This window comes from Pseudooceanicola sp. LIPI14-2-Ac024 (assembly GCF_042188925.1).
Taxonomy (GTDB): Bacteria; Pseudomonadota; Alphaproteobacteria; order Rhodobacterales; family Rhodobacteraceae; genus Pseudooceanicola.
Genome location: NZ_CP170102.1, coordinates 1,035,383 through 1,059,641, shown reverse-complemented (window position 1 = coordinate 1,059,641; position 24,259 = coordinate 1,035,383). Strand labels below are relative to the sequence as shown.

Sequence of the window (24,259 nt, the reverse complement as noted above, 5' to 3'; positions counted from 1 at the left end):
GGGTACATTCTGAGGTAGAGTTGGCCCCATGCGACATTTGCCCCTGATCCTGTGTCTTGCCCTTGCCGCGCCGGTTCCGGCCGTGGCGCAGGACGCCACCGAGAACACCGAGGAAGAAGAGGGCACCACGCTGATGCAGCGCGGCGCCCAGATGTTCATGCGCGGCATGATCGCCGAGATGGAACCGGCCCTGCGCCGCCTGCAGGAACGCGCCGAGGAGATCGAGCCGGCGCTGCGCAGCTTTGTCGACGAGATGGGGCCGGCGCTGCTGGACCTGCTGGACCGGGTGCAGGATTTCCGCGGCTACTATCCGCCCGAGATGCTGCCGAACGGCGACATCATCATGCGCCGGCGGCCGCCGGATGAGCTGAAGGAACTGGGGATCGACCCCGACACGGGCGAGACCGAGCTCTGACGCGCGGGCGGGGCGCTCTCAGCCCCGCATCACGATCTCGCTCTCTGCGCCGAGCGACGAGGCGAGAGAGGCGAACCGCGCCGCCGCGACCTCTCCGAACAGCGGCCATGCGGCCTCGGTCAGGTGCAGTTCGAGCTTCTTCTTCTTGGGGAACCACTTCATCGACCCGATCCCCGACCCGCGGTCGAGCCAGAGCATCGCGCCGAAGCGCATCGCCTTGCCGAGGATCTCGGCCTGGAGCTGTTCCTCGGGCGGGATGAGGTCGTAGAGATCCTCGAAATGCGTGCCCTGCCGCTTGTTGCGGTAGCGATGCAGCAGGGCGAGGCCCAGGAACACCCGTTCGGAATGCTTGAGCCCGCCCAGGTTGGCGCGCGTCGCGTTGTCGAAACACACCTCGGCCCGGTAGTCCGGGTGGGCGCGCCAGGTCACGTCGTGCAGCAGGCAGGCGGCCTTGATGATGCGCAGCCGCTCGGGCTTGGCCGAGCGGAAGAGCGGCAGGATGAATTCATAAAGCGTGCGGCCGAAGCCGGGCAGGCGGGCGTCCTTGCGTTCGGCAAAGCGGCAGCTTTCGATCAGCGGGTCGCGGTCGCGCAGCTTCTGCGGCATCTGCTGGTAGAGCAGCCCTTCGCGGATGCCGTAGGCCGATACGGCGATGTCGCGCGGTCTGAAGCTGCGCATCACCTCGACCAGCACCTCGGCGGCCAGCGGCACCAGCGCCATTCGGTCCTTCGAGATGCCGCAGCGCGACCGCAGCTTGTCGGGGTCTTCCGAGGCGATGTAGGCGGCGGTGTCGCGGATCGCCTTGGGCGTCATGCGGTATTCGTGCAGGACGTGCAGCGGATAGCCCAGCCGGTCCATGTCGATGCGGGCGATGGCCCGCCACGAGCCGCCGACCAGGAACAGGCGGTTCGGCTGTTCCCCCATCTGGTCGTGCAGCCGGGCGACCTGTTCCTTGATGAACGCCTTGCGCCCCTTCTTGCCGCCCTTGACCGAGGCGAGTTTGAGCGGGCCAAGCGGCGAGGTCACGCAACGCCCGACCTCTCCGCCCGCGATCTCGGCCAGTTCCATCGAGGAGCCACCGATGTCGCAGACGAGGCCATAGGCACCGGGCCAGCCCAGCAGGACACCCTGGGCCGAAAGGCGCGCTTCCTCAGGGCCGTCGATGGTGTGCATCCTGAGCCCGGTGGTGCGTTCGACCAGTTCGACGAACTCGGCGCCGTCCTCGGCCTCGCGCACGGCGGCGGTGGCGACGGCGGTGAGCGGCGTCGCTTCCATCCCGTGGGCCAGCAGCTGGAAGCGGTGCAGGGCGGCCAGCGCGCGCTTGCGCCCCTCGGGGTTCAGCTTGCCGGTGTCGCCGAGCCCCGCGCCGAGACCGCACATGATCTTTTCGTTGTAGAAGTAGGCCGGGCTGCGCGCCGCGCCGTCGAACACCACGAGGCGGACGGAGTTCGAGCCGATGTCGACCACGCCGACGCGGCTGAGCGCGCGGGCCTCGGGATCCTCGAACAGGGGGCGGCCGAAAGGCCCCCAGTCGGGCGGCGCAGCATCGTTGGTGGCGTCCATGACTTCCGTCTTTCGGGTCCCGTTACGCACGTTATGTGCCGTGTGCTCCGGCCGCGTCAACCGCTACCCCGGCGTCGTCCCGCGGGTTCGGGGGCGCGGGCTCGGCGTCGTGTGTCAGTTCCGGCACATCGCCGGCCCCGGCAGAGCCGCGACCCGAGAGCGATGGGTTCTCCATGAAGAAGCGGTGGCAGTTGAACGGCGTCTCGCCCGCGCTCCGGGCGGCGCGCAGGAACTTTCCGTCGGGCTGCATCACCCAACTCTGCGCCACGTCGGCCAGGTTCGCCGCCATGATCTGCCGCACGATCTGGGCCTTCACTGTCGCGTTGTCGATCCTCACCAGCGTTTCGACCCGGCGGTTGAGGTTGCGGCTCATCCAGTCGGCGGACGAGATGAAGACCTGCGCCTTGTCATGCGGCAGGCCGTGGCCGTTGCCGAAACAGACGATGCGCGAATGCTCGAGAAACCGGCCGACGATGGACTTGATCCGGATGTTGTCGCTGAGCCCGCTGATGCCGGGGCGCAGCCCGCAGATGCCGCGGATGACGAGGTCGATCTCGACCCCGGCCTGGCTGGCGCGGTAGAGCGCGTCGATCACCCGGGGTTCGATCAGCGAATTCATCTTGGCCCAGATCCGGGCCGGACGGCCGGCGCGGGCATGGTCTGCCTCGGCGTCGATCATCTCGATCAGCTTGGTCCGCATCCAGTGCGGCGAGATCGTCAGCTTTTCCAGCCCTTCGGGCAGGGCATACCCCGAGAGGTAGTTGAACACCTTGGTCGCATCGCGGCCAAGTGCCGCGTCGCAGGTGAAGAGGCTGAGGTCGGTGTAGATCCGCGCGGTGATCGGGTGGTAGTTGCCGGTGCCGAAGTGGGTGTAGGTGACCAGCTTCTTGCCCTCGCGCCGCACCACGGTCGATATCTTGGCATGCGTCTTCCAGTCGACGAAGCCGTAGACCACGTGCGCGCCCGAGCGTTCCAGCCGGCGTGACTGACGGATGTTGGCGGCCTCGTCGAACCGCGCCTTCAGCTCGACCAGCGCGGTGACCGACTTGCCGTCCTCGGCCGCCTCGCAGAGCGCCTCGACGATGGGAGAGTTCTTGGACGTCCGGTAGAGCGTCTGCTTGATCGCTACCACGTCGGGATCGCGGGCCGCCTGCTGCAGGAAACGGACCACCATGTCGAAGGTCTCGTAGGGGTGGTGCAGCAGCATGTCCTTCTGGCGGATCGCCGCGAACATGTCGCCGTCGTGGTCGGTCACGCGTTCAGGAACGCGCGGGCTGAACGATGGCCAGAGCAGGTCGGGCCGGTCATCGAGGACCAACTCGCTCAACGACGAGATGCCGATGATGCCGTCGACCTCGATCACCTCGTCCCCGATCACGTGCAGCTGCCGCATGATCAGCTGGTGCAGCGCCTCGGGCGCACCCGAGGAGATCTTGAGCCGCACGACCTCGCCCCGGCGGCGGCGTTTCAGGGCGGTCTCGAACTCGCGGACAAGGTCCTCGGCCTCTTCCTCGACCTCGAGGTCGCTGTCGCGCAGGACGCGGAAGGTGCAGGACCCCATGGCACGGTAGCCGGGAAAGAGCCGGTCGATGTATTCCAGCAGCAGCTCCTCGAGCGGCAGGAACCGGTGCTGGCCCTTGTCCGAGGGCAGCGCGACGAAGCGGTCGATCTGGTGCGGGATCGGCAGCAGCGCCTGAAGGGTCCGCCGGTCGCGCTTGCGTTCGAGGATGAGCGCCAGCGAGAAGCCGAGGTTCGGGATGAACGGGAAGGGATGCGCCGGGTCGATGGCTAGCGGTGAGAGCACCGGGAAGACCTGGTCGAGGAACACCTCGAGCAGGTAGGCACGGTCCACATCGCCCAGTTCGTCGCGGGTCAGGATCGAGATACCGGCATCCTGCATCTCGGCGCGGAGTTGGCCGAACACCGCCTGCTGCCGCTTCATCAGGGCGCGGGCGTCGTCGTTGATCAGCACCAGCTGTTCCGCCGGCGTCAGCCCGTCGGCGGCAGGGGTGGTGTTGCCCTCTTTCGCCAGCTCGCGCAGGCCGGCGACGCGCACGGTGTAGAACTCGTCGAGGTTGGTGGCGCTGATCGACAGGAAGCGCAGCCGCTCCAGCAGCGGCACATCCGGGTTCTCGGCCTCTTCCAGCACACGCCAGTTGAAGCCCAGCCAGCTGAGTTCGCGGTTGAAGAAGCGCCCGCTGCCCTCGAGGTCGAGGTCGGGCATGGCGCGCGACGGGGGCACGCCGTTGGAGAGGAAATCGGCCTGGGTCATGCCGGCGTTGTTGCCCGAGTTCGCAACGGTTTCGTGACGGGTGTTCATCCGGGCAGGTTACCCCTTGTACCTGTCGTGTTCCAGTTGATCAAAGACCTGCGCGGCCAACCTGCGCGTGACATCGCGCTTTTCGGTCAGGGCCAGGGCGTCGATCGCGGCGACGGCGCGCTGCGCGTCGGCAAAGGACCGGTCGATCCGGCGCAGCAGGTAGGGGATGACGTCGCCCTGCGGGATGATCTGGCGGTCGGCAAAGAGCTTGGCCAGAAGGGCGGCCAGCAGGGTGTCGTCGGGCAGCTCGATCGAGGCGCTTGCGGTCCCCTGCATCCGGCTGGCGAGGTCGGGCAGGCTCAGCCCCCAGTGCTGCGGCGCGCGGTCGGCGGTGACCATCAGCGTGTGGCCCTCGGCCAGCAGGTGGTTGTGCAGGTGGAACAGCGCGCGCTCGGCCTCGGCATCGCCGGCGATCTCTTGCACGTCCTCGATCGCGACGGGGGCGGCGGCGAGGGCGGGAATGTCCTCCTGCGGGAGGAGGTAGGCCGGGATGATCCGCGCCAGCGACCGCGCCGCCCAGACGTGGGCAAGGTGCGTCTTGCCGGACCCGCTTGGCCCGATGATCAGCAGCTTGTGGCTGGGCCAGTCCGGCCAGAGGTCGAGCATGGCGAGCGCCATGGCGTTCGGGGGGCGACGAAAAAGTCCTCGCGCCCGAGCGCCGGTCTGGCGGGCAGGTCGAAATTCAGCTGGCGGGGCATGTCAGGGGGCGTCCTGCTCCGGCGTGCTGGCGCGCATGGCCTCGGCCCGCGCGGCCGCCCGTCCGGCGGTGTCGCCGCCGTGGTAGAGCGCGCTGTCGCGGTACCGCTCCAGAACGAAGCGGACGATGACGCCAAGCGCGGCGGCAACCGGCACCGCCAGGAGCATGCCGACGAACCCGAAGAGCGCGCCGAAGAACGAGATCGCGAAGAGCAGCCACACCGGGTGCAGGCGAACCGAGTTGCCGACCAGCTTGGGGGTGACGATGTTGCCCTCGACCAGCTGGCCGATGAAGAAGATGATCGCGATGATGGCGACCTGCAGCCAGTCACCCCAGAACTGGAAGAGCGCGAGGCCGATGGCGAGGATGCCGCCGATCATCGCGCCGATGTAGGGGATGAAGGTCAGGATGCCCGCCACCGCGCCGACCAGCAGGCCGAAGTTGAGCCCGGCCAGCATCAGGGCGATGGCGTAGTAGGTCCCGAGGATGAGGCAGACGGTGCCCATGCCCCGCACGAAGCCCGCCATGGTCACGTCGATCTCGTGCGCGAGCTTGCGGATGGTGGGGGCCAGGTCGCGCGGCAGCAGCGCGTCGATCCGCGCGATCATCCGGTCCCAGTCGTAGAGCAGGTAGAACGACACCACCGGCACGATCACGATGATCATGAAGATGTTGATCAGCGACCCGGCCGAGGTCAGCGCCGCCTGCAGCACCTCGACCCCGTGCGACTGCACGGAATCCCCGACCGACGCCAGCATCTTGCGCACCGTGCTGTCCTGGTCGAGCAGGTCGGGGAAGCGCTGGCTGACGAAGTCCTGCACGTTGGTCGCGGCCTGCGGGGCCAGCGCGAAGAGGTCCAGGGCCTGTTCGATCAGCTTGGGCACAACGAGGAGGAGGATCAGCAGCAGGATGACCAGCGCCGTAATGGTGATGATCGCCGTCGCCAGCGCCCGGCTGAGGCCCAGGCGTTCCAGCCGGTCCGCGACGGGGTCGAGGAAATAGGCGATCGCCGCTCCGATGACATAGGGCAGGATGATGTCGCCAAGCCACCACAGCGCGAGGAAGAGGATCGCGGCCGCGATCCCCCAGTATTTCAGCTGTGTGCGGATCGGCAGGGACATGCGCTTCCTTCTCTTGCCCGACTATCTCACCGGCATGGCGGGCATTTGCAACCCCGGTTTCGGTGTTTGGGCGCTGTCGGCAACGGTCTGGCGCGGGTTTGCTGACGCCAGATCGCGTCGTGTGCAACGCGCCACAGTGCGGGTTTCCGCACTACCCCGGTGGCGGAGTTCCGCGCAAATGGACCTGTGCGCCGGGGCCCGGGATTGCCCCCGCCGGCGCGCACCCGGTGCGCTTCGTGATTTCGAGGGTCGCGCCGGGAGCAACCCCAGGGCCCTGCCATCGGGCCCGTCCCAGTCCGGGCGCATCCCCAACAGCCCGGACAGCGCGGTGGCCTTCTTTCCGCACAGGGCCACCGCGCGACCGGGACCGTCCGGCCCGGGCCACGCCCCGCTTGTGAGACGCCTGAAAATCGCCTAGGGGATCCCGACCGCAAGTTTCGAAGGTTCCGCCAGATGCGTCTGTCCCGTTATTTCCTGCCCGTCCTGAAAGAAACGCCCTCCGAGGCTCAGATCGTCAGCCACCGGCTGATGCTGCGCGCGGGCATGATCAAGCAGGCCTCGGCCGGGATCTATTCGTGGCTGCCACTGGGCTACAAGGTGCTGAAGAATATCGAGCGGATCGTGCACGAGGAGCAGGAGCGCGCGGGCCACATCCCGTTGCTGATGCCGACGCTCCAGTCGACCGAGCTGTGGGAGGAATCCGGCCGGATCAACGCCTATGGCCCGGAACTGCTGCGCCTGCGCGACCGGCATGACCGGCCGATGCTCTACGGCCCGACGAACGAGGAGATGATCACCGACATCTTCCGCTCCTACGTGAAGTCCTACAAGGAACTGCCGCTGACGCTCTACCACATCCAGTGGAAATTCCGCGACGAGGTCCGCCCCCGGTTCGGCGTGATGCGCGGGCGCGAGTTCCTGATGAAGGACGGCTACAACTTCGACCTCACGAAAGAGGACGCGCTGCACGCCTACAACCGCCACCTGGTGAGCTACCTGCGCACCTACGAGCGGATGGGGCTTCAGGCGATCCCGATGCGCGCCGACAGCGGCCCGATCGGCGGTGATGACACCCACGAGTTCCTCGTGCTGGCCGACACCGGCGAGAGCGAGGTCTTCTATGACAGCGAGATCACCGAGCTGAAGTTCGGCGACCGCGAGATCGACTATGACAGCGTGGAGCAGTGCCAGGCCGTGCTCGAGGAATTCACCTCGCGCTATGCCCGCACGGACGAAACCCACGACGCGGCGGTGTTCGAGCAGATCCCCGAGGCGCGCCGCCGGGTGGCACGCGGCATCGAGGTCGGGCAGATCTTCTATTTCGGCACCAAGTATTCCGAAGCCATGGGCGCGACGGTGCAGGGACCGGACGGGCAGGCCGTACCGGTGCACATGGGGTCCCACGGGATCGGCGTCAGCCGTCTGCTGGGAGCGATCATCGAAGCGAGCCACGACGACCGCGGCATCATCTGGCCCGAAGGCGTCACGCCGTTCCACGTCGGCATCGTGAACCTCAAGACCGGCGATCCGGAAGCCGATGCCGCCTGCGAAGCGCTGCACGAGAGCTTTGTCTCGCTGGGGCTCGACCCGCTCTACGACGACACCAACGAACGGGCCGGGGCCAAGTTCGCGACCATGGACCTGATCGGCCTGCCGTGGCGGATCACCGTGGGGCCACGCGGTCTCAAGAACGGGGTGGTGGAACTGACCTCGCGTCGGACTGGCGAGAGCGAGGAGATGCCGCCGGAGCAGGCCGTCGCCAAGATCGCCGAGATCTACCAAGACGTGTAAGTCCGGCCGGGACGCGTGGCACATCTGCGCACCGCGTCCCGCCGCGACGCTCTGCCCAATCGGCGGGCAGGCGGAGTGACTCTGCGCATGTGCACATGCTTCGCTGTTTATTTGGGCGGCTGTGCGGCCTAGATTATGCGTCAGGCAAGAAAGCGGGACTCATCATGACGCGCGCACGTGTCGGAATCATTACGAACCTCACGGTGATCAACGATCAGTACCGGACGCACTCCGGCGGGATCATGACCACACAGGCGGTGGCCGAGGTGTCGGGATGCATGCCGCTGCTGATCCCCGCCGACCCGCGCTACGTATCGATCGACGAGCTGCTCGACACCTTTGACGGCTTCGTGCTGACCGGCGGGCGCCCGAACGTGCACCCCGAGGAATACGGCGAGGCCGAGACCGAGGCGCACGGTACCTTCGACCGCAACCGCGACGCGATCACCCTTCCGTTGGTGCGGGCCTGCGTCGAGCGTGGGCAGCCGTTCCTCGGCATCTGCCGTGGCTTCCAGGAGGTCGCCGTCGCCATGGGATCGACCCTGCACCCCGAGATCCGCGACATCCCCGGCCGGATGAACCACCGGATGCCGCCGGACGGCACCATCGAGGAAAAGTTCGCCCTGCGGCACAAGGTGACGTTCTGCGAGGGCGGGGTGTTCCACAAGCTGATGGGTGCGCCTGCGGTGATGACCAACACGCTGCACGGGCAGGGGGTTGTCAAACCGGGCAAGCGGTTCCGCATCGACGGTATCGCGCCCGACGAGACACCCGAGGCGGCCTATATCGAGGGGGCCAAGGGCTTTACCCTCGCCGTCCAGTGGCATCCCGAGTACAACGCTGCCGCCGATCCGGTGTCGCGGCCGCTGTTCGAGGCGTTTGGCCAGGCCGCGCAGGCCTGGTCCGAGGGGCGGATGCCCCAGCCGGTGCTGCAGACGGCCTGAGCCGTCAGATCTCGGCGTAGATTTCCAGGATATTGCCGTCCGGGTCGCGGAAGAACACCGTGCGATGGCCAAAGGGCTGGTCGGTGACCGGCCGCTCCAGCGCGATGCCCGCCGCCGTGAGCGCCGCGGCGCAGTCGGCGACCGCGCCGGGCGGCACGCGAAAGGCCAGTTGCAATGACGCCGCGCCGGGCGGGGTGGGGGCGTCGGCGGCCATTGCCCGGTGATCGCAGAGCGCCAGGGTCTGGGCGCCGAAGTTGTATTCGATCCACCGGGGGCTGAGCTCCCGCGCCACCTTGAACCGCAGCACGCCCTCGTAGAAGGTGCGCATCGCGGGCAGGTCGCGGGCGCGGATCACGGTGTAATCCACCGCCCGGATATGATCGAAGGGCGACACTGGCCTAGAACTGGCCGCCGCCGATGTGGATCTCGGTCCCGTTGACGCTTTCGCTCAGCGGATTGCAGAGCCAGAGCGCGGCGGCGGCGATTTCCTCGGGTTTGATCAGGCGCTTGTGGCGGTTCACGTTCACCATGATGTCACGCGCCTCGTCGGCGCTGGCACCGGTGCGTTCGGCGATCGAGGCGGTGTTGCGCTCGACGATGGGCGTGTCGACATAGCCTGGGCAGATCGAGTTGAAGGTGTAGGGCTGGCCCAGGAAGTCCTCTCCGAACGAACGCATCATGCCGATCACCCCGTGCTTGGACGCGGCATAGGCACCGGCCCCGGCAGAACCCTTGATGCCCGCGATGGACGACACCGCGATCACGCGGCCCCAGTCGGTGTCGAGCATCGAGCGCAGGCTTTCCCGCACCGTGAAGAACGCGCCGTCGAGGTTGGTCGCCATGATCCGCCGCCAGAAGGCGCCGTCGGTCTTGTGGAGCTTGCGGCCCTCGGCGATGCCGGCATTGGCGACGCAGACCTGGACAGGGCCGCGGGCGGCCACGGCGGCGGCGGTGACCGAGGCGACCTGCGCCTCGTCCGTGACATCCATCGCCATCGGGAACATGCCGGGTTCCGCGACCTGTTCCAGCACCTCGATGCGGCGGCCGGTGATGGTGACCTCGGCGCCCTCGGCCACCAGCCCGCGGGCGATGGCCAGGCCGATGCCGGTGCCGCCGCCGGTGACGATGGCGTGTTTGCCCTTCAGATACATGCGTGTCCTCCCTTGGTTTCGCGTCAACTTACGCGGGCGGCTCCGGGAGGCAAGCAAGTTGGCGCCCGTGACACGGGGCTGAAACCCGTCATGCCGATCCGCTCCCCGAAAAATCGCAGCGACATGAACGGCTTCCCGCGCTACCTTCACCTCATGCGCAAATGGATCGACCTCCCGCCTGTCTGGCTTCTTGTGTTCGTGGTGATCGCCTGGATGCAGGGGCGCTATTTCAGCTTGGGTCTCGAATTCGGCACCACCTGGGCGCGGTTCCTGGGCGGTGTGCTGGTCGGCGGCGGGATCATCCTGATGGTGCTGGCGGCGGACGAGATGCGGCGTCAGCGCACCACCATCGTGCCGCGCCAGCAGGCCACGCGGCTGGTCACCACCGGCATCTTCAGCCGGACGCGCAACCCGATCTACCTGGGTGACCTGATGGTGCTGAGTGGCCTGATCCTGACCTGGAGTGCGGTGTTATCGCTCGCATTGGTGCCAATCTTCCTGTGGGTCATTGAAAAACGCTTCGTGCTGCCCGAAGAAGAACACCTGAGCCGGACATTCGGCGCCGAATATGCGCGCTATTGCGAGCGGGTGCGGAGATGGGTTTGACACCGCGCGCAAGAACGTGCATCTCGGGCAGGGAGATCGCGCAATAATATTGCGCAGTGCGAAATTGCGGCTGTTCCGGGCCCCCGGCGCAGCCGAGTGCTTTGTCCTGAAGGGAGAAGACAGACGTGAAGATCGGAACGCCAAAGGAAGTGTTCGAGGGGGAGAACCGTGTCGCGATGACGCCGGACTCCGCCCTCCAGCTGCAGAAGCTGGGGCACGAATGCTTCATCGAAACCGGCGCGGGCGAAAAGGCCGGGTTCCTCGACCACGCCTATGAAGCTGCCGGGGTGACGGTCGTCAAGACGGCGGCGGCGCTCTGGAAAGAGTCGGACATCATTGCCAAGGTCCGGCCCCCGTCGGACACCGAGGCAAAACGCCTGACCGCCGACAAGACGCTGATCTCGTTCTTCTATCCCGGCTCGAACGAAGAGCTGATGGAGCTGTGCAAGTCGAAGGGCGCCACCGTCATCGCGATGGACATGGTGCCCCGCATCAGCCGCGCGCAGAAGATGGACGCGCTGTCGTCGATGGCCAACATCGCAGGTTACCGCGCGGTGATCGAAGCGGGCAACAACTTCGGCCGCTTCTTCACCGGCCAGGTGACCGCCGCGGGCAAGGTGCCCCCGGCGAAGGTGCTGATCGTCGGTGCCGGCGTGGCCGGTCTGGCCGCGATCGGGACCTCGACCTCGCTCGGCGCGATCACCCTAGCGTTCGACGTGCGGCCCGAAGTGGCCGAGCAGATCGAATCCATGGGGGCCGAATTCGTCTATCTCGATTTCGAGGAGGCGCAGACCGATGGCGCGGCGACCGGCGGCTATGCGGCGCCTTCGAGCCCCGAGTTCCGTGAAGCCCAGCTCAAGAAATTCCGCGAGCTGGCGCCCGACATCGACATCGTCATCACCACCGCCCTGATCCCGAACCGGCCGGCGCCGGTGCTCTGGACCAAGGACATGGTCGAGCTGATGAAGCCCGGATCGGTCATCGTCGACCTGGCGGCTGAGCGTGGCGGCAACTGCGAATTGACCGTCCCGGACGAGAAGCTGGTGACCGACAACGGCGTGACCATCGTCGGCTACACCGATTTCCCGAGCCGGATGGCGACCCAGGCCTCGACCCTCTACGCCACCAACATCCGTCACATGATGACGGACCTGACGCCCGAGAAGGACGGCGTCGTCAACCAGAACATGGAAGACGACGTGATCCGCGGGGCGACCATCGCCCACGCCGGAGAGATCACCTTCCCGCCGCCACCGCCCAAGGTGCAGGCGATCGCGGCCCAGAAGCCCAAGGAGAAGGCCAAGGAGCTGACGGCGGAAGAGAAGCGCGCGAATGAAATCGCCGCGTTCAAGGCGCAAACCAAGAACCAGGTCACGCTGCTCGCCGTCGGCGGCGCGCTGCTGCTGGCCGTGGGCCTCGTGGCACCGGCAAGCTTCATGCAGCACTTCATCGTCTTTGCGCTGTCGGTCTTTGTCGGCTTCCAGGTGATCTGGAACGTCAGCCATTCGCTGCACACCCCGCTGATGGCGATCACCAACGCGATCTCGTCGATCATCATCCTGGGGGCGCTGATGCAGATCGGCTCGGGCTCCTGGCTCGTCATACTCCTCGCCGCGCTTTCGGTCTTCATGGCCGGGATCAACATCTTCGGCGGCTTCCTCGTGACACGGCGCATGCTCGCCATGTTCCAGAAATCGTAAGGGGTAGGGGACCATGGAATACGGATTCACGACGGCGGCCTACGTGGTCGCGGCTGTCCTCTTCATCCTCTCGCTCGGCGGTCTGTCGGGCCAGGAAAGCGCCAAGCGGGCCGTCTGGTACGGCATCGTCGGCATGGCGCTGGCGGTCTTCGCCACGCTGATCGGACCCGGCTCGGGGCTGTGGCTCCTGTCGATCCTGCTGATCGCGGCGGGCGGGGCCATCGGCTTCGTGGTCGCGACCCGCGTCCAGATGACCGAGATGCCGCAGCTTGTCGCCGCGATGCATTCGCTGGTCGGCCTGGCCGCGGTCTTTGTCGGTTTCAACGCCCATATCGAGGTCGGGCGCGTCGCGTCGGTCATGGCCGAGCACGGCATCCCCTTCCCGGTGCCCTACGAAGGCTATACCGGTGATATCGCCGCACGCTACCACGAAGTCGCCGAAGGCTTCCGCGGGTTCGCCGCGATCCTGTCGCACAAGCTGCAGGTCGAGGTGAGCATCCTGCGGGTCGAGCTGTTCCTCGGCGTCTTCATCGGCGCGGTGACCTTCACCGGTTCGGTGATCGCCTACGGCAAGCTGGCGGGCAAGGTGACCTCGGCCGCGACCAAGCTGCCCGGCGGGCACATGCTGAACGCGGCGGCCGCGGGCCTCTCGGTGCTCTGCCTGATCTGGTACTTCAACACCGGCGGTTTCTTCCCGCTCTTCCTCATGACGCTGGCGGCGCTCTTCATCGGGTATCACCTGATCATGGGGATCGGCGGCGCGGACATGCCTGTGGTCGTCTCGATGCTCAACTCCTACTCGGGCTGGGCGGCGGCGGCGATCGGCTTCTCTCTGGGCAACGACCTCCTGATCGTGGTCGGTGCGCTGGTGGGTTCGTCCGGTGCGATCCTGTCCTACATCATGTGCAAGGCGATGAACCGGTCGTTCATCTCGGTCATCCTGGGCGGTTTCGGCGGCTCGTCGGGGCCGGCGATGGAGGTCGAGGGCGAACAGGTCGCGATCGACGTCGACGGCGTGGCCGCGGCGCTCGAGGACGCGGACAGCGTCATCATCGTGCCGGGCTACGGCATGGCGGTGGCGCAAGCCCAGCAGAACGTGGCCGAGCTGACCCGCAAGCTGCGCGGGCAGGGCAAGGAAGTGCGTTTCGCCATCCACCCGGTCGCGGGCCGTCTGCCGGGGCACATGAACGTGCTGCTGGCCGAGGCCAAGGTGCCCTACGACATCGTGCTCGAGATGGACGAGATCAACGAGGACTTCCCGGAAACGGACGTCGTGATCGTCATCGGCTCGAACGACATCGTGAACCCGGCGGCGCAGGACGACCCGAACTCCCCGATCGCCGGTATGCCGGTGCTCGAGGTCTGGAAGGCCAAGACCGTCTTCGTGTCCAAACGCGGGCAGGGGACCGGGTATTCCGGCATCGAGAACCCGCTGTTCTACAAGGACAACACGCGGATGTACTACGGCGATGCCAAGGACTCGATCGGCGCACTGCTGAACAAGCTCGGCTGAGCCCGGATCGAGAGGAATGGGAAGGGGCGGTCGAGAGGCCGCCCCTTTCGTTTTGTCGGTGTGGTGGGGGAAGCCTACCCTGCGGGCCGTGTCCGGGGTGGGGTTGGGTCCCGCCGTCGCGCTTCCGTCTAGCCCTTCAGGGGCAGGCGCTTGACCAGGTGGAACCGGTCCTCGGCATCCGCCCCGACGAGGGCCATTTCGGTGATCTCGTAGGGGGCAGAGAGCAGCGGCGTGACCACCGGGTCCAGCGCGGCGGCTGTGGCCGCGAGGTCTTCGGCCGAGAGGCGGCCGGACAGGGTCATGTGGAACCGGAAGTCGTCCATCACGTAAGGATAGCCCCATCGGGTCAGGTTCGCCTCTTGCCGAGGGCTCAGGCCGCGCGACCGGCGGCGGGCCAGTTCGGCCTCTCCGGCGGGGCGGCGGAAATCGTCGAGCCCCTCGACGCAGGCCGCGGCCAGGCAGGCAAGGTCCGCGGCATCGCCCGCGGGCGTGAGCGCGAGGAAATGCCCGAGCGGGGTCAGCGCCAGCCCCTCCAGCGTCACCGGCGCGAGCCGGGCGCAGAGCGCCGTGGCCTCGGCCTCGAGCGCGGCAAAGGACCGGTCCTCGGCCAGGCGGAACGGAGGCTTGATGGTGCCGTGAAAGCCGTACTTGCGGGGCGTCGCGGTGATGTCCTCGACCGGACGGGGCAGGCCCGCCACTTCGGGATGCGGCACGGACACGCCTTTGGCCACGTCCCAGCCCAGCCAGGACGCCCCGAAATCGGCCAGCGGGCCGGGCGGGCAGAGGTAGTAGAGGGCGTATCGTTCAAAGGGGGGCATTGTCGTCTCCGCAAGTCATTCCGGATGCCATATCGACCCGTTGGTGACAAGGTAATGACAATGCGCGGGACAATCGGCCGTGCAGCCCTTGCAGCCCCCCCTGCGCGTAACTAAGACTCTGGTCGGAACGGATCGCGCCGGCGGTCCGAAGGCAGAATGGGCAGGACGCGATGAAAGACCCGGTAGAATTCTACATGAACAACCTCGTTCCCATGGTGGTCGAACAGACCAGCCGCGGCGAACGGGCCTACGACATCTTCTCGCGCCTGCTGAAGGAGCGGATCATCTTCCTCTCGGGCCCGGTGCACGACGGCATGTCGAGCCTCATCGTGGCGCAGCTGCTGCACCTCGAGGCCGAGAACCCGTCGAAAGAGATCTCGATGTACATCAACTCGCCGGGCGGTGTGGTTACCTCCGGCCTGTCGATCTATGACACCATGCAGTACATCAAGCCCAAGGTCTCGACCCTGGTGATCGGGCAGGCGGCGTCCATGGGCTCGCTCCTGCTGACCGCCGGTGAACCGGGGATGCGGCATTCGCTGCCGAACAGCCGGATCATGGTCCACCAGCCCTCGGGCGGCTACCAGGGTCAGGCGACCGACATCATGATCCATGCCGAAGAAACGCTCAAACTGAAGCGCCGGCTGAATGAAATCTACGTGAAACATACCGGGCAGGACCTGGAAACGGTGGAGCGCGCGCTGGAGCGCGACAACTTCATGTCGCCGGAAGAGGCCAAGGAATGGGGCCTTATCGACGAAATCGTCGAAAGCCGCACCAAACCGGACGGCGAGTGACCGTGACGACGAAACCTCACATCAACTTCTGTGAGGCATTTTTGACATTGTGATGGCCGGGGGGCTGCCATAGTCTGTGTTGAAACGCAGCAAGGTGGGCCCCTCGGACAGCCGAAGCGGCCCGTGACCGGGCAAAAGGTGCGAAATGGCGAACAACTCGGGTAGCGACAGCAAGAACACGCTCTACTGCAGCTTCTGCGGGAAGAGCCAGCACGAAGTGCGCAAGCTGATCGCGGGTCCGACCGTGTTCATCTGCGACGAGTGCGTTGAACTCTGCATGGACATCATCCGCGAGGAAACGAAATCCTCGGGGCTGAAAAGCTCGGACGGCGTGCCAACCCCGCAGGAAATCTGCCAGGTCCTGGACGACTACGTGATCGGCCAGATGAAGGCCAAGCGCGTCTTGTCGGTGGCCGTGCACAACCACTACAAGCGCCTGAACCATGCGGCCAAGTCCTCGGACATCGAGCTGGCGAAATCCAACATCCTGCTGATCGGCCCGACCGGCTGCGGCAAGACGCTGCTGGCGCAGACGCTGGCGCGGATCCTCGACGTGCCCTTCACCATGGCCGACGCGACAACGCTGACCGAAGCCGGTTACGTGGGCGAGGACGTCGAGAACATCATCCTCAAGCTGCTGCAGTCGTCGGAATACAACGTCGAGCGTGCGCAGCGCGGCATCGTCTACATCGACGAGGTCGACAAGATCACCCGCAAGTCGGAAAACCCCTCGATCACCCGCGACGTCTCGGGCGAGGGCGTGCAGCAGGCGCTGCTGAAGCTGATGGAAGGTACCGTGGCCTCCGTCCCGCCGCAGGGCGGCCGGAAGCATCCGCAGCAGGAATTCCTGCAGGTGGACACGACCAACATCCTGTTCATCTGTGGCGGCGCCTTCGCGGGCCTCGACAAGATCATCGCGCAGCGCGGCAAGGGCTCGGCCATGGGCTTTGGCGCCGACGTGCGGGACAATGACAACCGTGGCGTGGGCGAGATCTTTGGCGACCTCGAACCCGAGGATCTGCTGAAATTCGGCCTGATCCCGGAATTCGTCGGCCGTTTGCCGGTCATCGCAACGCTCGAGGACCTGGACGAGGACGCGCTGGTCACCATCCTGACCGAGCCGAAGAATGCCCTGGTGAAGCAGTACCAGCGCCTGTTCGAACTCGAGGATGCCAAGCTGTCCTTCACCGAGGACGCGCTGACCGCGATCGCCAAGCGTGCAATCGAACGCAAGACCGGCGCCCGCGGCCTGCGGTCGATCCTCGAGGACATCCTCCTCGACACGATGTTCGACCTGCCGGGCATGGAGAACGTCGAAGAGGTCGTGGTGAACGAAGAGGCCGTGACCTCGGACGCGACACCGCTGATGATCTACGCCGACTCCAAGAAGGAAGGCGCCAGCGCGGGCTGATCCCCGGCGCACCGGAATTCGGACGGGCCCGTGCAGTGATGCGCGGGCCCGTTTCGTTTGCCGCGGATCGTCGCGATTTGCCTCTGGTGAATTCCCGCCGGCGCCGCGACAGTCGGCGCGACACCATCTGAGGATTCGGCCATGGCACATACCAGGATACACTCCGGCGGGGCGTTCGAGGCGATGATCGGCTATTGCCGGGCGGTCAAGACGGACGATGGCTGGATCCACGTCGCGGGCACCGTGGGGGTCGACCCCGAGACCCGCAAGCCGCCGGAGTCGGTGGTCGACCAGTGCCGCTGCGCGCTCGACACCATCCGCGACGCGCTGAACCGCGCCGGCGCCGGGTTCGAGGACGTGGTGCGCGTGCATTACATCCTGCCCGACAAGGCCGATTTCGAACCCTGCTGGCCGCTGCTGGCGGAAACCTTCGGGGACAACCCGCCCGCCGCCACCATGTTCGAGGCAGGGCTGATCGATCCGGTCTACAAGATCGAGATCGAGGTCACCGCCAAGACCCGCGCGACGGCGCAGCACGGCCCCTGAGGGCTGGACCTTCGGCCCCCGATGGGCCATATCGGACTAAGCAGTTTCGGAGGTCCCAGATGGGTTTTCTCAACAGTGTTCTCGGCGGCATCACCTGGTGGAACGGCGCGACGCTCAACACCCGGTTCTACACGTCGCGCAACGGCGTGAAAGTCGGCGAGGATGAGCAGGGCAACGTGTTCTACCGCACGCGCGACGGCAAGCGCCGCTGGGTGATCTACAACGGCGAGATCGAGGCGAGCCGGATCAGCCCGGACTGGCACGGCTGGCTGCACCACACCTTTGACGAGCCGCCGACCGACCGGCCGCTGCCCAAGAAGGCGTGGGAGAAACCGCACCACGAGAACCTGACCGGCACGCCGCTGGCCTATGCGCCGGCCGGGTCGCTCCGCCGCGCCGATCCGGCACCGCGGACCGATTACGAGGCGTGGAGTCCCGAGTAAGGGCAGGCAGATGGCCGAAAACACCAGCGAAGTCATTGTCGGCGCCGCAGTCCTGGCGCTGGCCATCGGGTTCGGCGTCTACGCCAGCCAGGTCTCGGGTCTTTCGGGGCAGGCGGACGGCTATCCGTTGACCGCGTCGTTCCGTTCGGCCGAGGGCATCCAGATCGGCACCGACGTGCGGCTGGCCGGCGTCAAGGTCGGCACCGTCACCGATGTCACCCTGAACCCCGAAACCTACCGGGCCGAGACGCGGTTCACAGTGGACGAAGGCCTGCAGGTGCCGGACGACAGCGCGGTGATCGTCAGCTCCGAAGGGCTGCTCGGCGGCAACTTCCTCGAGATCTCGCCCGGCGGATCGCCGTTCTACCTGGGCGCGGGGGATGAGGTGATCGACACCCAGGGATCGGTCAGCCTGATCTCGCTGCTGATGAAATACGTCTCGGGCGGGGGCGGGAATTGATCCGCGCGCTGCTCACCACGCTGCTGCTGGCGACGCCGGTGGCCGCCCAGGTCCAGGACGGGATCGAGGGCGCCACGACCGAACGCCAGCACATGGCCGAGGCGCCGGGCGCCCGGCTCAAGGCGCTCGACAAGATCAACGGGGACGTGTCGGAATTCGACATGGGCGACGGCAACTCGGTCCAGATCGGCAAGCTGGTCGTGGAACTGCGCGAATGCCGCTACCCCGAGGACAACCCCGAGGGCGACGGCTTTGCCTACCTGGTGATCACCGAGCCGTCGAAATCCGCCGACCCGATCTTTTCCGGCTGGATGATTGCCTCGGCCCCGGCGCTCAACCCGCTGGACCACTTCCGCTACGATATCTGGCTGCTGCGCTGCAAGACGGCCTGAGGGTCGCGCGGCACCGGCGGGGCGGTGAAGTCCGCCGGCCGCCGGATCGCGTCGCGCAGACGCGAATGGTAGGCCGCCCGCGTGATCTCGACCGCGCCCAGTGACGCGAGGTGCGGGGTGATGAACTGCGTGTCGAACAGGGTGAAGCCCGCGGCGTTCAGCCGGTGCACCAGCCAGGCCAGCGCGATCTTGGACGCGTCCCGGCGGCGCGAGAACATGCTTTCGCCGAAGAAGGCCGCGCCGACCGCCACGCCGTAAACCCCGCCGATCAACCGGCCGCCGGCGCTGATTTCCAGAGAATGCGCATGACCCATGTCGTGCAGGTCGTGGTAGAGCTGGGCGATCTCGTCGTTAATCCAGGTCTCGTCCCGGTCGGCACAGGCATCCACCACCCCGGCGAAATCCCGGTTTACCGTGACGGTGTAATCCATCCGCCGGATCGCGCGCGCCAGCGAACGCGAGACGTGGAAGCCATCCAGTGGAAAGATGCCGCGGCGGCGTGGATCGACCCAGAAGATCTCGGGGTCGTCTCGCCCTTCGGCCATGGGAAAGATGCCCACGGTGTAGGCGTGCAGCAGTAGCTCGGGTGTGAGTCCCTCGGTGTCCTTCATGTCGACCCGAGAGTGCCACGCGTTGCGGGGATTGGCGAGGGACCGACGGCGCCCGGCGGAAAGGAACGCGGGAATGTGAAACGGGGCGCCCGTTTCAGAGCGCCCCGTCCGTGTTCCATGTCGTGTCCGACCTCAGGCCTGGAGGTTCTTTTCCAGCCAGGCTTCGAGCCAGTGGATGTTGTAGTTGCCGGACTGGATGTCGGGCTCCTGCAGCAGCGCGTCGAAGAGCGGCACGGTGTTCTCGACCCCGTCGACGATCAGCTCGCCCAGGGCACGGTCGAGCCGGGCCAGCGCCTCGGGCCGGTCGCGGCCGTGCACGATCAGCTTGCCGATGAGGCTGTCGTAGTAGGGCGGGATCGAGTAGCCGTCGTAGAGCGCGCTGTCCATCCGCACGCCAAGCCCGCCGGGCGCGTGGTAATGGGTGATCCGGCCCGGGCGCGGTGCGAAATCGGGCAGGCGTTCCGCGTTGATACGGACCTCGATGGCGTGACCGTTGATGGTCAGGTCGTCCTGGGTGAACGAGAGCGGATAGCCCTCGGCCACGCGGATCTGCTCACGCACCAGGTCGACGCCAAAGATCGCCTCGGTCACCGGGTGCTCCACCTGCAGGCGGGTGTTCATCTCGATGAAGTAGAACTCGCCGTTTTCGTAGAGGAACTCGATCGTGCCAGCACCGGCATAGCCGATTTCGGCCACGGCCTTGGCGCAGGTGGCGCCGATCTCGGCCCGGAGCTCGGGCGTGATAGAGGGGCCGGGCGCCTCTTCAAAGACCTTCTGGTGGCGGCGCTGGAGCGAGCAGTCGCGTTCGCCCAGGTGCACGGCGCCGCCCTTGCCGTCGCCAAAGACCTGGATCTCGACGTGGCGCGGGGTGGTCAGGTATTTCTCGATATAGACTTCGTCGTTGCCGAAGGCGGCCTTGGCCTCGGACCGGGCCGACTGGAACGCGCGCTCCATCTCGGCCTCGGATTTCGCGACCTTCATGCCGCGCCCGCCGCCGCCGGCGGTCGCCTTGATGATGACCGGATAGCCGATCTCGGCCCCGATGCGCTTGGCGTCGGCCAGGGTCGGCACGCCGCCGTCCGAACCGGGCACGCAGGGCACGCCCAGCTTCTTCATCGTGTCCTTGGCGGTGATCTTGTCGCCCATGATGCGGATGTGTTCCGCGCGCGGGCCGATGAAGGTCAGGCCATGATCCTCGACGATCTGCACGAAGCCCGCGTTTTCCGACAGGAACCCGTAGCCCGGGTGGATCGCCTGCGCGCCGGTGACTTCGCAGGCGGCGATGATCGAGGGGATGTGCAGGTAGCTCTGCGCCGAGGACGGCGGGCCGATGCAGACGCTTTCGTCGGCCATGCGGACATGCATCGCGTCGGCGTCGGCGGTGGAGTGCACGGCGACGGACCGGATGCCCATCTCGCGCGCCGCGCGGATGACGCGCAGGGCGATCTCGCCCCGGTTGGCGATGAGGATCTTGTCGAACATGCGCGCGGCCTTACTCGATGATCATCAGCGGCGCGCCGAATTCGACCGCCGACTGGTCTTCGACCATGATCCGCTTGACCGTGCCCGAGCGCGGCGCCGGGATGTGGTTCATGGTCTTCATGGCCTCGATGATGAGGAGCGTGTCGCCCTCGGACACCTGCGCGCCGACCTTGACGAAGGGCTCGGCCCCCGGTTCGGGCTGCAGGTAGACGGTGCCGACCATGGGCGAGGTCACGGCGCCCGGGTGGCTGGCCGGATCCGCGGTTTCGGCGGGGGCGGCGGCGGCGGGCGCCGCGGGGGCAGCTGCGGCCGGGGCAGGCAGGGCGGCCGGTGCGGCCATCGCCACGGGGGCGGGGGCGGCGACCTGGCGGCTGACACGGACGTTGAGAAGTTGTCCTCGCCGTATTCCCGTTTCACTTCGATTTCGCTGAGGTCATTGTCCTTCAGCAGCCCGGCCAGTGCCTGGATGAAAGCGACATCGGCATCGTGCGACTTGTTCGTCATGCTGTCCTCGATTGGATACCCAGCCCTTCCCCGGGGCCTTTGTCCGGGGCTTATAGGGGATGCGGAGGCGCGTGAAAAGCAACCTCTGCCTCAAGAAGCGGCATCGGGGCCCGGAAAACGGAACGGGGCGCCCGAAGGCGCCCCGCGGTACCGGATTGACCCGGATCAGGATTTGCCGAGGGTGACCGGCTCTTCGCTTTCCATCGCGGTCGAGAGCTCGGCGTTGTATTCCTCCATGCTCTTCAGCTGCTCCTCGGTATAGCCAAAGGCGGTCACGGTCTCGCCCTGCCAGTCGAGCTCGGTCAGCGGCAGCGCCACCGAATGCTCGCCCAGGCCCAGGAAACCGCCGACGCCGACCACGGCCATCACCTCGCCGTTGATCCGGACGACATCGTCGATCTCGCCGATGTCCTCACCGGCCGAGGAGGCGACGTTCACGCCGATCAGCTCGCCCACAGTTGCGGGTTCGACCTGTGCCTGCATCTGCGCCTCGCTGTCGGCGGTGGCGGCGGCATCCGGGTCAAGCGACTGCGCGGTGTCGGTGGCGGCGTCGCCCATGGCGTCCGCGCCGCTCTCCATCGTCTGACCGGCGGCTTCGGCGGTGTTCTCGGCCGCCTGGCCGGTGTCCTCGATGGCTTCGCCCGCGGCGGCGGTGCCCTCTTCGACCTGGCTTTTCAGCGGGTCTGCCTCGGTCGCGGTCTGCGCGACGGCAGCGCCCGACAGCAGGGCGAGGGCGGCGGCGCTCGAAATCAGCGTTTTCTTGATGGGGGTCATGGCTCGTTCTCCTTTCGTCGTTGCCAACGTGCTGGGGATAGAACGGGGAGGCCCGGGAACGGTTCCCGGTCGTGTTTCAGGGCAGGGCAGCATTTCGCCAACCCGGGGTGCAGATGCGCGCAACCCCCTGAAAACGCGGAAAAGGCGGGTGGCAAGGACCCGCCTTTTCCAGAGAAATTCGCAGGGAACCCTAGCGGTTCATGCGGTTTTCGATCAGTTCGTCCACCACCGAGGGGTCCGCCAGCGTCGAGGTGTCGCCAAGCGCGCCATAGTCGTTTTCGGCGATTTTCCTGAGGATCCGCCGCATGATCTTGCCCGAACGGGTCTTGGGCAGGCCCGGCGCCCACTGGATCAGGTCCGGCTTGGCGATCGGACCGATCTCGTTCCGCACCCAGCCCTCGAGCTCCTTTCGAAGCTCGTCCGAAGGCTCGACGTCGTTCATCAGGGTAACGTAGGCATAGATGCCCTGGCCCTTCACCTCGTGCGGGTAGCCGACGACCGCCGCTTCGGCGACCTTGGCATGGGCGACCAGCGCGCTTTCGACCTCGGCCGTGCCCATCCGGTGGCCCGAGACGTTGATGACGTCATCGACCCGGCCAGTAATCCAGTAATAGCCGTCGGCGTCGCGCCGGCAGCCGTCCCCGGCAAAGTAGTAGCCCTTGTAGTCCGAGAAATAGGTCTTTTCGAACCGTTCGTGATCGCCCCAGACGGTGCGCATCTGGCCGGGCCAGCTGTCCTTGATCGCCAGCACGCCCTCGGCCGCGGTCTCGGAGATCTCCTTGCCTGAGGTCGGGTCGAGCACCACGGGCTGAACGCCGAAAAAGGGTTTCGTCGCCGATCCCGGCTTGGTCGCCACCGCGCCGGGCAGGGGGGTGATCATGTGGCCGCCGGTTTCGGTCTGCCACCAGGTGTCCACGATCGGCAGTTTTCCCTTGCCGACGTTGTCGTTGTACCAGTTCCACGCCTCGGGGTTGATCGGTTCGCCCACGGTGCCCAGCACCTTGAGCGTCGACAGGTCCGAGCCTTCGACGAAAGAGGTGCCCTGTCCCATCAACGCGCGGATCGCCGTCGGCGCGGTGTAGAACTGGTTGACCTTGTGCTTTTCGATCACCTGCCAGAAACGGCTGGCGTCGGGGTAGGTCGGCACGCCCTCGAACATCAGCGTGGTCGCGCCGTTCGCGAGCGGGCCATAGAGGATGTAGGTGTGACCGGTGACCCAGCCCACGTCCGCGCCGCACCAGAAGATGTCGCCGTCGTGGTAGTCGAAGGTCAGCTGCTGCGTCATCGCGGCATAGAGCAGGTAGCCACCGGAACTGTGCACGACGCCCTTGGGTTTTCCGGTCGAGCCGGAGGTATAGAGGATGAAGAGCGGATCCTCGGCCCCCATCGGGCGGATCGGGCAATCGGGCGCGACCTCGGCCATCATCGCCTTCACGTCGACGTCGCGGTCCTGGATCCAGGTCGTCTGGTCGCCGGTGTGCTTGACGACAAGGCAGCGCACCTTGTCGGAGCAGTGCAGCAGCGCGGCATCGGTGTTCGACTTCAGCGCGGTGCGGCGGCCGCCGCGGGGGGCGGTGTCGGCGGTGATGACGACCTTGGCCTGGCAATCGTTGATCCGGTTGGCCAGCGCATCGGGCGAGAATCCGGCGAAGACCACCGAATGGATCGCACCGATCCGGGCGCAGGCCAGCATGGCATAGGCTGCCTCGGGGATCATCGGCAGGTAGATCACCACGCGGTCGCCGCGCATCACGCCCTGCGCCAGCAGGACGTTGGCAAAGCGGCAGACCTTCTCGTGCAGCTCGCGGTAGGTGATGTGCTGCGCCGGGTCGCCGGGTTCGTCGGGCTCAAAGATAATCGCGGTCTGGTCGCCGCGGCTGTCGAGGTGCCGGTCGATGCAGTTGTAGGCGACGTTCAGCACGCCGTCCTCGAACCACTTGATGTTCACCTTGCCCAGGTCAAAGGTCGCGTTCTTGACCTTGGTGAAGGGCGTGATCCAGTCGAGGCGTTCTTTCGCCTGGCCGCCCCAGAAGGTGTCGGGATCCTCGATCGAGGCCTTGTACATCTCTTCGTAGGTCTTGGCATCGACATGAGCCTTGGCGACGAAGTCGTTGGACGGCGGATAGATTTTGGGGTTGCTGGCTTCGTTCATGACGCGCCTCCCTTTCGCGTTGTGACGTCCCGTTGGGGAGTAGATAGG

At 66.5% G+C, this 24,259-nt stretch carries 22 protein-coding genes and 2 pseudogenes; 12 read left to right on the top strand and 12 right to left on the bottom strand.

Translation table 11 applies throughout. From position 1 onward, the window contains the following. Nucleotides 1–28 precede the first annotated feature (28 nt). On the top strand, nt 29–415 hold the full coding sequence (locus tag ACE2AC_RS05145; protein WP_375691042.1) for a hypothetical protein: 387 nt from the start codon (nt 29–31) through the stop codon (nt 413–415). A gap of 18 nt (nt 416–433) precedes the next feature. Here the strand turns inward: ACE2AC_RS05145 and ACE2AC_RS05140 are convergent, their stop codons facing one another. The 4 genes and pseudogenes from ACE2AC_RS05140 to ACE2AC_RS05125 form a co-directional block, all read right to left on the bottom strand. After that, nucleotides 434–1,978: a Ppx/GppA family phosphatase gene (locus tag ACE2AC_RS05140; protein WP_375691041.1), complete on the bottom strand. Its 1,545-nt coding sequence runs from the start codon at nt 1,976–1,978 to the stop codon at nt 434–436. Between the two features lie 31 nt (nt 1,979–2,009). Continuing rightward, nucleotides 2,010–4,250, bottom strand: a complete 2,241-nt coding sequence (locus ACE2AC_RS05135; RefSeq protein ID WP_375692070.1) for an RNA degradosome polyphosphate kinase — start codon at nt 4,248–4,250, stop codon at nt 2,010–2,012. 57 nt (nt 4,251–4,307) lie between these two features. Then, a pseudogene (locus tag ACE2AC_RS05130) lies at nt 4,308–4,996 on the bottom strand (DnaA ATPase domain-containing protein). 1 nt (nt 4,997) lies between these two features. Next, nucleotides 4,998–6,116 (bottom strand): AI-2E family transporter, encoded by a 1,119-nt coding sequence (locus ACE2AC_RS05125; RefSeq protein ID WP_375691040.1) that lies wholly within the window; start codon nt 6,114–6,116, stop codon nt 4,998–5,000. Nucleotides 6,117–6,569: 453 nt separating this feature from the next. Between ACE2AC_RS05125 and proS the strand changes: the two genes are divergently transcribed. Beyond that, on the top strand, nt 6,570–7,907 hold the full coding sequence (proS, locus tag ACE2AC_RS05120) for a proline--tRNA ligase (protein WP_375691039.1): 1,338 nt from the start codon (nt 6,570–6,572) through the stop codon (nt 7,905–7,907). Nucleotides 7,908–8,071: 164 nt separating this feature from the next. After that, the gene (locus ACE2AC_RS05115; RefSeq protein ID WP_375691038.1) at nt 8,072–8,851 is read left to right on the top strand and encodes a gamma-glutamyl-gamma-aminobutyrate hydrolase family protein; all 780 of its coding nucleotides are present in this window, start codon (nt 8,072–8,074) and stop codon (nt 8,849–8,851) included. A gap of 4 nt (nt 8,852–8,855) precedes the next feature. Here ACE2AC_RS05115 and ACE2AC_RS05110 read toward each other — a convergent pair whose 3' ends face one another. Together ACE2AC_RS05110 and ACE2AC_RS05105 are read right to left on the bottom strand one after the other, a co-directional pair. After that, nucleotides 8,856–9,245 carry a VOC family protein gene (locus tag ACE2AC_RS05110; RefSeq protein WP_375691037.1) on the bottom strand — a complete coding sequence of 130 codons (390 nt, stop codon included), beginning with the start codon at nt 9,243–9,245 and terminating at the stop codon, nt 8,856–8,858. A gap of 4 nt (nt 9,246–9,249) precedes the next feature. After that, a complete protein-coding gene (locus tag ACE2AC_RS05105; protein WP_375691036.1) occupies nt 9,250–10,002 on the bottom strand; it encodes an SDR family NAD(P)-dependent oxidoreductase in 753 nt (250 codons plus the stop codon). A gap of 90 nt (nt 10,003–10,092) precedes the next feature. Here ACE2AC_RS05105 and ACE2AC_RS05100 point away from each other — a divergent pair, with 90 nt between their 5' ends. The 3 genes from ACE2AC_RS05100 (at nt 10,093) to ACE2AC_RS05090 (ending at nt 13,821) form a co-directional block, all read left to right on the top strand. Then, nucleotides 10,093–10,608, top strand: coding sequence for a methyltransferase family protein (locus tag ACE2AC_RS05100; protein WP_375691035.1), 516 nt, complete (start codon nt 10,093–10,095; stop codon nt 10,606–10,608). Between the two features lie 125 nt (nt 10,609–10,733). Then, nucleotides 10,734–12,308 (top strand): Re/Si-specific NAD(P)(+) transhydrogenase subunit alpha, encoded by a 1,575-nt coding sequence (locus ACE2AC_RS05095; RefSeq protein ID WP_375691034.1) that lies wholly within the window; start codon nt 10,734–10,736, stop codon nt 12,306–12,308. A gap of 13 nt (nt 12,309–12,321) precedes the next feature. After that, nucleotides 12,322–13,821 carry an NAD(P)(+) transhydrogenase (Re/Si-specific) subunit beta gene (locus ACE2AC_RS05090; protein WP_375691033.1) on the top strand — a complete coding sequence of 500 codons (1,500 nt, stop codon included), beginning with the start codon at nt 12,322–12,324 and terminating at the stop codon, nt 13,819–13,821. Between the two features lie 128 nt (nt 13,822–13,949). On the opposite strand, the gene ACE2AC_RS05085 is transcribed toward ACE2AC_RS05090, so the two are convergent. After that, nucleotides 13,950–14,639, bottom strand: coding sequence for a DUF1045 domain-containing protein (locus ACE2AC_RS05085; protein ID WP_375691032.1), 690 nt, complete (start codon nt 14,637–14,639; stop codon nt 13,950–13,952). Nucleotides 14,640–14,809: 170 nt separating this feature from the next. Here ACE2AC_RS05085 and ACE2AC_RS05080 point away from each other — a divergent pair, with 170 nt between their 5' ends. The 6 genes from ACE2AC_RS05080 (at nt 14,810) to ACE2AC_RS05055 (ending at nt 18,688) form a co-directional block, all read left to right on the top strand. Then, nucleotides 14,810–15,436 carry an ATP-dependent Clp protease proteolytic subunit gene (locus tag ACE2AC_RS05080; RefSeq protein WP_375691031.1) on the top strand — a complete coding sequence of 209 codons (627 nt, stop codon included), beginning with the start codon at nt 14,810–14,812 and terminating at the stop codon, nt 15,434–15,436. Nucleotides 15,437–15,581: 145 nt separating this feature from the next. Then, the gene (gene clpX, locus ACE2AC_RS05075; RefSeq protein ID WP_375691030.1) at nt 15,582–16,847 is read left to right on the top strand and encodes an ATP-dependent Clp protease ATP-binding subunit ClpX; all 1,266 of its coding nucleotides are present in this window, start codon (nt 15,582–15,584) and stop codon (nt 16,845–16,847) included. A gap of 141 nt (nt 16,848–16,988) precedes the next feature. After that, complete coding sequence (locus ACE2AC_RS05070) at nt 16,989–17,393, top strand: RidA family protein (RefSeq protein WP_375691029.1); 405 nt, start codon at nt 16,989–16,991, stop codon at nt 17,391–17,393. Between the two features lie 59 nt (nt 17,394–17,452). Further along, nucleotides 17,453–17,836 carry an NADH:ubiquinone oxidoreductase subunit NDUFA12 gene (locus tag ACE2AC_RS05065; RefSeq protein WP_375691028.1) on the top strand — a complete coding sequence of 128 codons (384 nt, stop codon included), beginning with the start codon at nt 17,453–17,455 and terminating at the stop codon, nt 17,834–17,836. Nucleotides 17,837–17,846: 10 nt separating this feature from the next. Continuing rightward, nucleotides 17,847–18,296 (top strand): outer membrane lipid asymmetry maintenance protein MlaD, encoded by a 450-nt coding sequence (gene mlaD, locus ACE2AC_RS05060; RefSeq protein ID WP_375691027.1) that lies wholly within the window; start codon nt 17,847–17,849, stop codon nt 18,294–18,296. Continuing rightward, nucleotides 18,293–18,688 carry a DUF2155 domain-containing protein gene (locus ACE2AC_RS05055; RefSeq protein WP_375691026.1) on the top strand — a complete coding sequence of 132 codons (396 nt, stop codon included), beginning with the start codon at nt 18,293–18,295 and terminating at the stop codon, nt 18,686–18,688. Before mlaD ends, ACE2AC_RS05055 begins: the two co-directional genes overlap by 4 nt. Here the strand turns inward: ACE2AC_RS05055 and aat are convergent. The 5 genes and pseudogenes from aat to acs all read right to left on the bottom strand — a co-directional run bounded on the left by aat (nt 18,652) and on the right by acs (nt 24,211). Next, nucleotides 18,652–19,299, bottom strand: a complete 648-nt coding sequence (gene aat / locus ACE2AC_RS05050) for a leucyl/phenylalanyl-tRNA--protein transferase (RefSeq protein WP_375691025.1) — start codon at nt 19,297–19,299, stop codon at nt 18,652–18,654. The two genes, ACE2AC_RS05055 and aat, sit on opposite strands and share 37 nt — an antisense overlap. A 132-nt stretch (nt 19,300–19,431) precedes the next feature. Further along, on the bottom strand, nt 19,432–20,781 hold the full coding sequence (gene accC, locus ACE2AC_RS05045; protein WP_375691024.1) for an acetyl-CoA carboxylase biotin carboxylase subunit: 1,350 nt from the start codon (nt 20,779–20,781) through the stop codon (nt 19,432–19,434). Nucleotides 20,782–20,791: 10 nt separating this feature from the next. Then, a pseudogene (gene accB / locus ACE2AC_RS05040) lies at nt 20,792–21,285 on the bottom strand (acetyl-CoA carboxylase biotin carboxyl carrier protein). A gap of 165 nt (nt 21,286–21,450) precedes the next feature. Beyond that, nucleotides 21,451–22,059, bottom strand: coding sequence for a PRC-barrel domain-containing protein (locus ACE2AC_RS05035; RefSeq protein ID WP_375691023.1), 609 nt, complete (start codon nt 22,057–22,059; stop codon nt 21,451–21,453). A 190-nt stretch (nt 22,060–22,249) separates the two neighbouring features. Further along, nucleotides 22,250–24,211 carry an acetate--CoA ligase gene (acs, locus tag ACE2AC_RS05030; RefSeq protein ID WP_375691022.1) on the bottom strand — a complete coding sequence of 654 codons (1,962 nt, stop codon included), beginning with the start codon at nt 24,209–24,211 and terminating at the stop codon, nt 22,250–22,252. Nucleotides 24,212–24,259: the final 48 nt, after the last annotated feature.

Excerpts from the sequence above, each read along its gene's own strand:
- ACE2AC_RS05145 (WP_375691042.1), top strand. The coding sequence starts at position 29 with ATGCGACATTTGCCCCTGATCCTGTGTCTTGCCCTTGCCGCGCCGGTT.
- ACE2AC_RS05140 (WP_375691041.1), bottom strand. The coding sequence starts at position 1,978 with ATGGACGCCACCAACGATGCTGCGCCGCCCGACTGGGGGCCTTTCGGC.
- ACE2AC_RS05135 (WP_375692070.1), bottom strand. The coding sequence starts at position 4,250 with ATGACCCAGGCCGATTTCCTCTCCAACGGCGTGCCCCCGTCGCGCGCC.
- ACE2AC_RS05125 (WP_375691040.1), bottom strand. The coding sequence starts at position 6,116 with ATGTCCCTGCCGATCCGCACACAGCTGAAATACTGGGGGATCGCGGCC.
- proS (WP_375691039.1), top strand. The coding sequence starts at position 6,570 with ATGCGTCTGTCCCGTTATTTCCTGCCCGTCCTGAAAGAAACGCCCTCC.
- ACE2AC_RS05115 (WP_375691038.1), top strand. The coding sequence starts at position 8,072 with ATGACGCGCGCACGTGTCGGAATCATTACGAACCTCACGGTGATCAAC.
- ACE2AC_RS05105 (WP_375691036.1), bottom strand. The coding sequence starts at position 10,002 with ATGTATCTGAAGGGCAAACACGCCATCGTCACCGGCGGCGGCACCGGC.
- ACE2AC_RS05100 (WP_375691035.1), top strand. The coding sequence starts at position 10,093 with ATGCCGATCCGCTCCCCGAAAAATCGCAGCGACATGAACGGCTTCCCG.
- ACE2AC_RS05090 (WP_375691033.1), top strand. The coding sequence starts at position 12,322 with ATGGAATACGGATTCACGACGGCGGCCTACGTGGTCGCGGCTGTCCTC.
- ACE2AC_RS05085 (WP_375691032.1), bottom strand. The coding sequence starts at position 14,639 with ATGCCCCCCTTTGAACGATACGCCCTCTACTACCTCTGCCCGCCCGGC.
- ACE2AC_RS05080 (WP_375691031.1), top strand. The coding sequence starts at position 14,810 with ATGAAAGACCCGGTAGAATTCTACATGAACAACCTCGTTCCCATGGTG.
- clpX (WP_375691030.1), top strand. The coding sequence starts at position 15,582 with ATGGCGAACAACTCGGGTAGCGACAGCAAGAACACGCTCTACTGCAGC.
- ACE2AC_RS05070 (WP_375691029.1), top strand. The coding sequence starts at position 16,989 with ATGGCACATACCAGGATACACTCCGGCGGGGCGTTCGAGGCGATGATC.
- ACE2AC_RS05065 (WP_375691028.1), top strand. The coding sequence starts at position 17,453 with ATGGGTTTTCTCAACAGTGTTCTCGGCGGCATCACCTGGTGGAACGGC.
- mlaD (WP_375691027.1), top strand. The coding sequence starts at position 17,847 with ATGGCCGAAAACACCAGCGAAGTCATTGTCGGCGCCGCAGTCCTGGCG.
- aat (WP_375691025.1), bottom strand. The coding sequence starts at position 19,299 with ATGAAGGACACCGAGGGACTCACACCCGAGCTACTGCTGCACGCCTAC.
- accC (WP_375691024.1), bottom strand. The coding sequence starts at position 20,781 with ATGTTCGACAAGATCCTCATCGCCAACCGGGGCGAGATCGCCCTGCGC.
- ACE2AC_RS05035 (WP_375691023.1), bottom strand. The coding sequence starts at position 22,059 with ATGACCCCCATCAAGAAAACGCTGATTTCGAGCGCCGCCGCCCTCGCC.
- acs (WP_375691022.1), bottom strand. The coding sequence starts at position 24,211 with ATGAACGAAGCCAGCAACCCCAAAATCTATCCGCCGTCCAACGACTTC.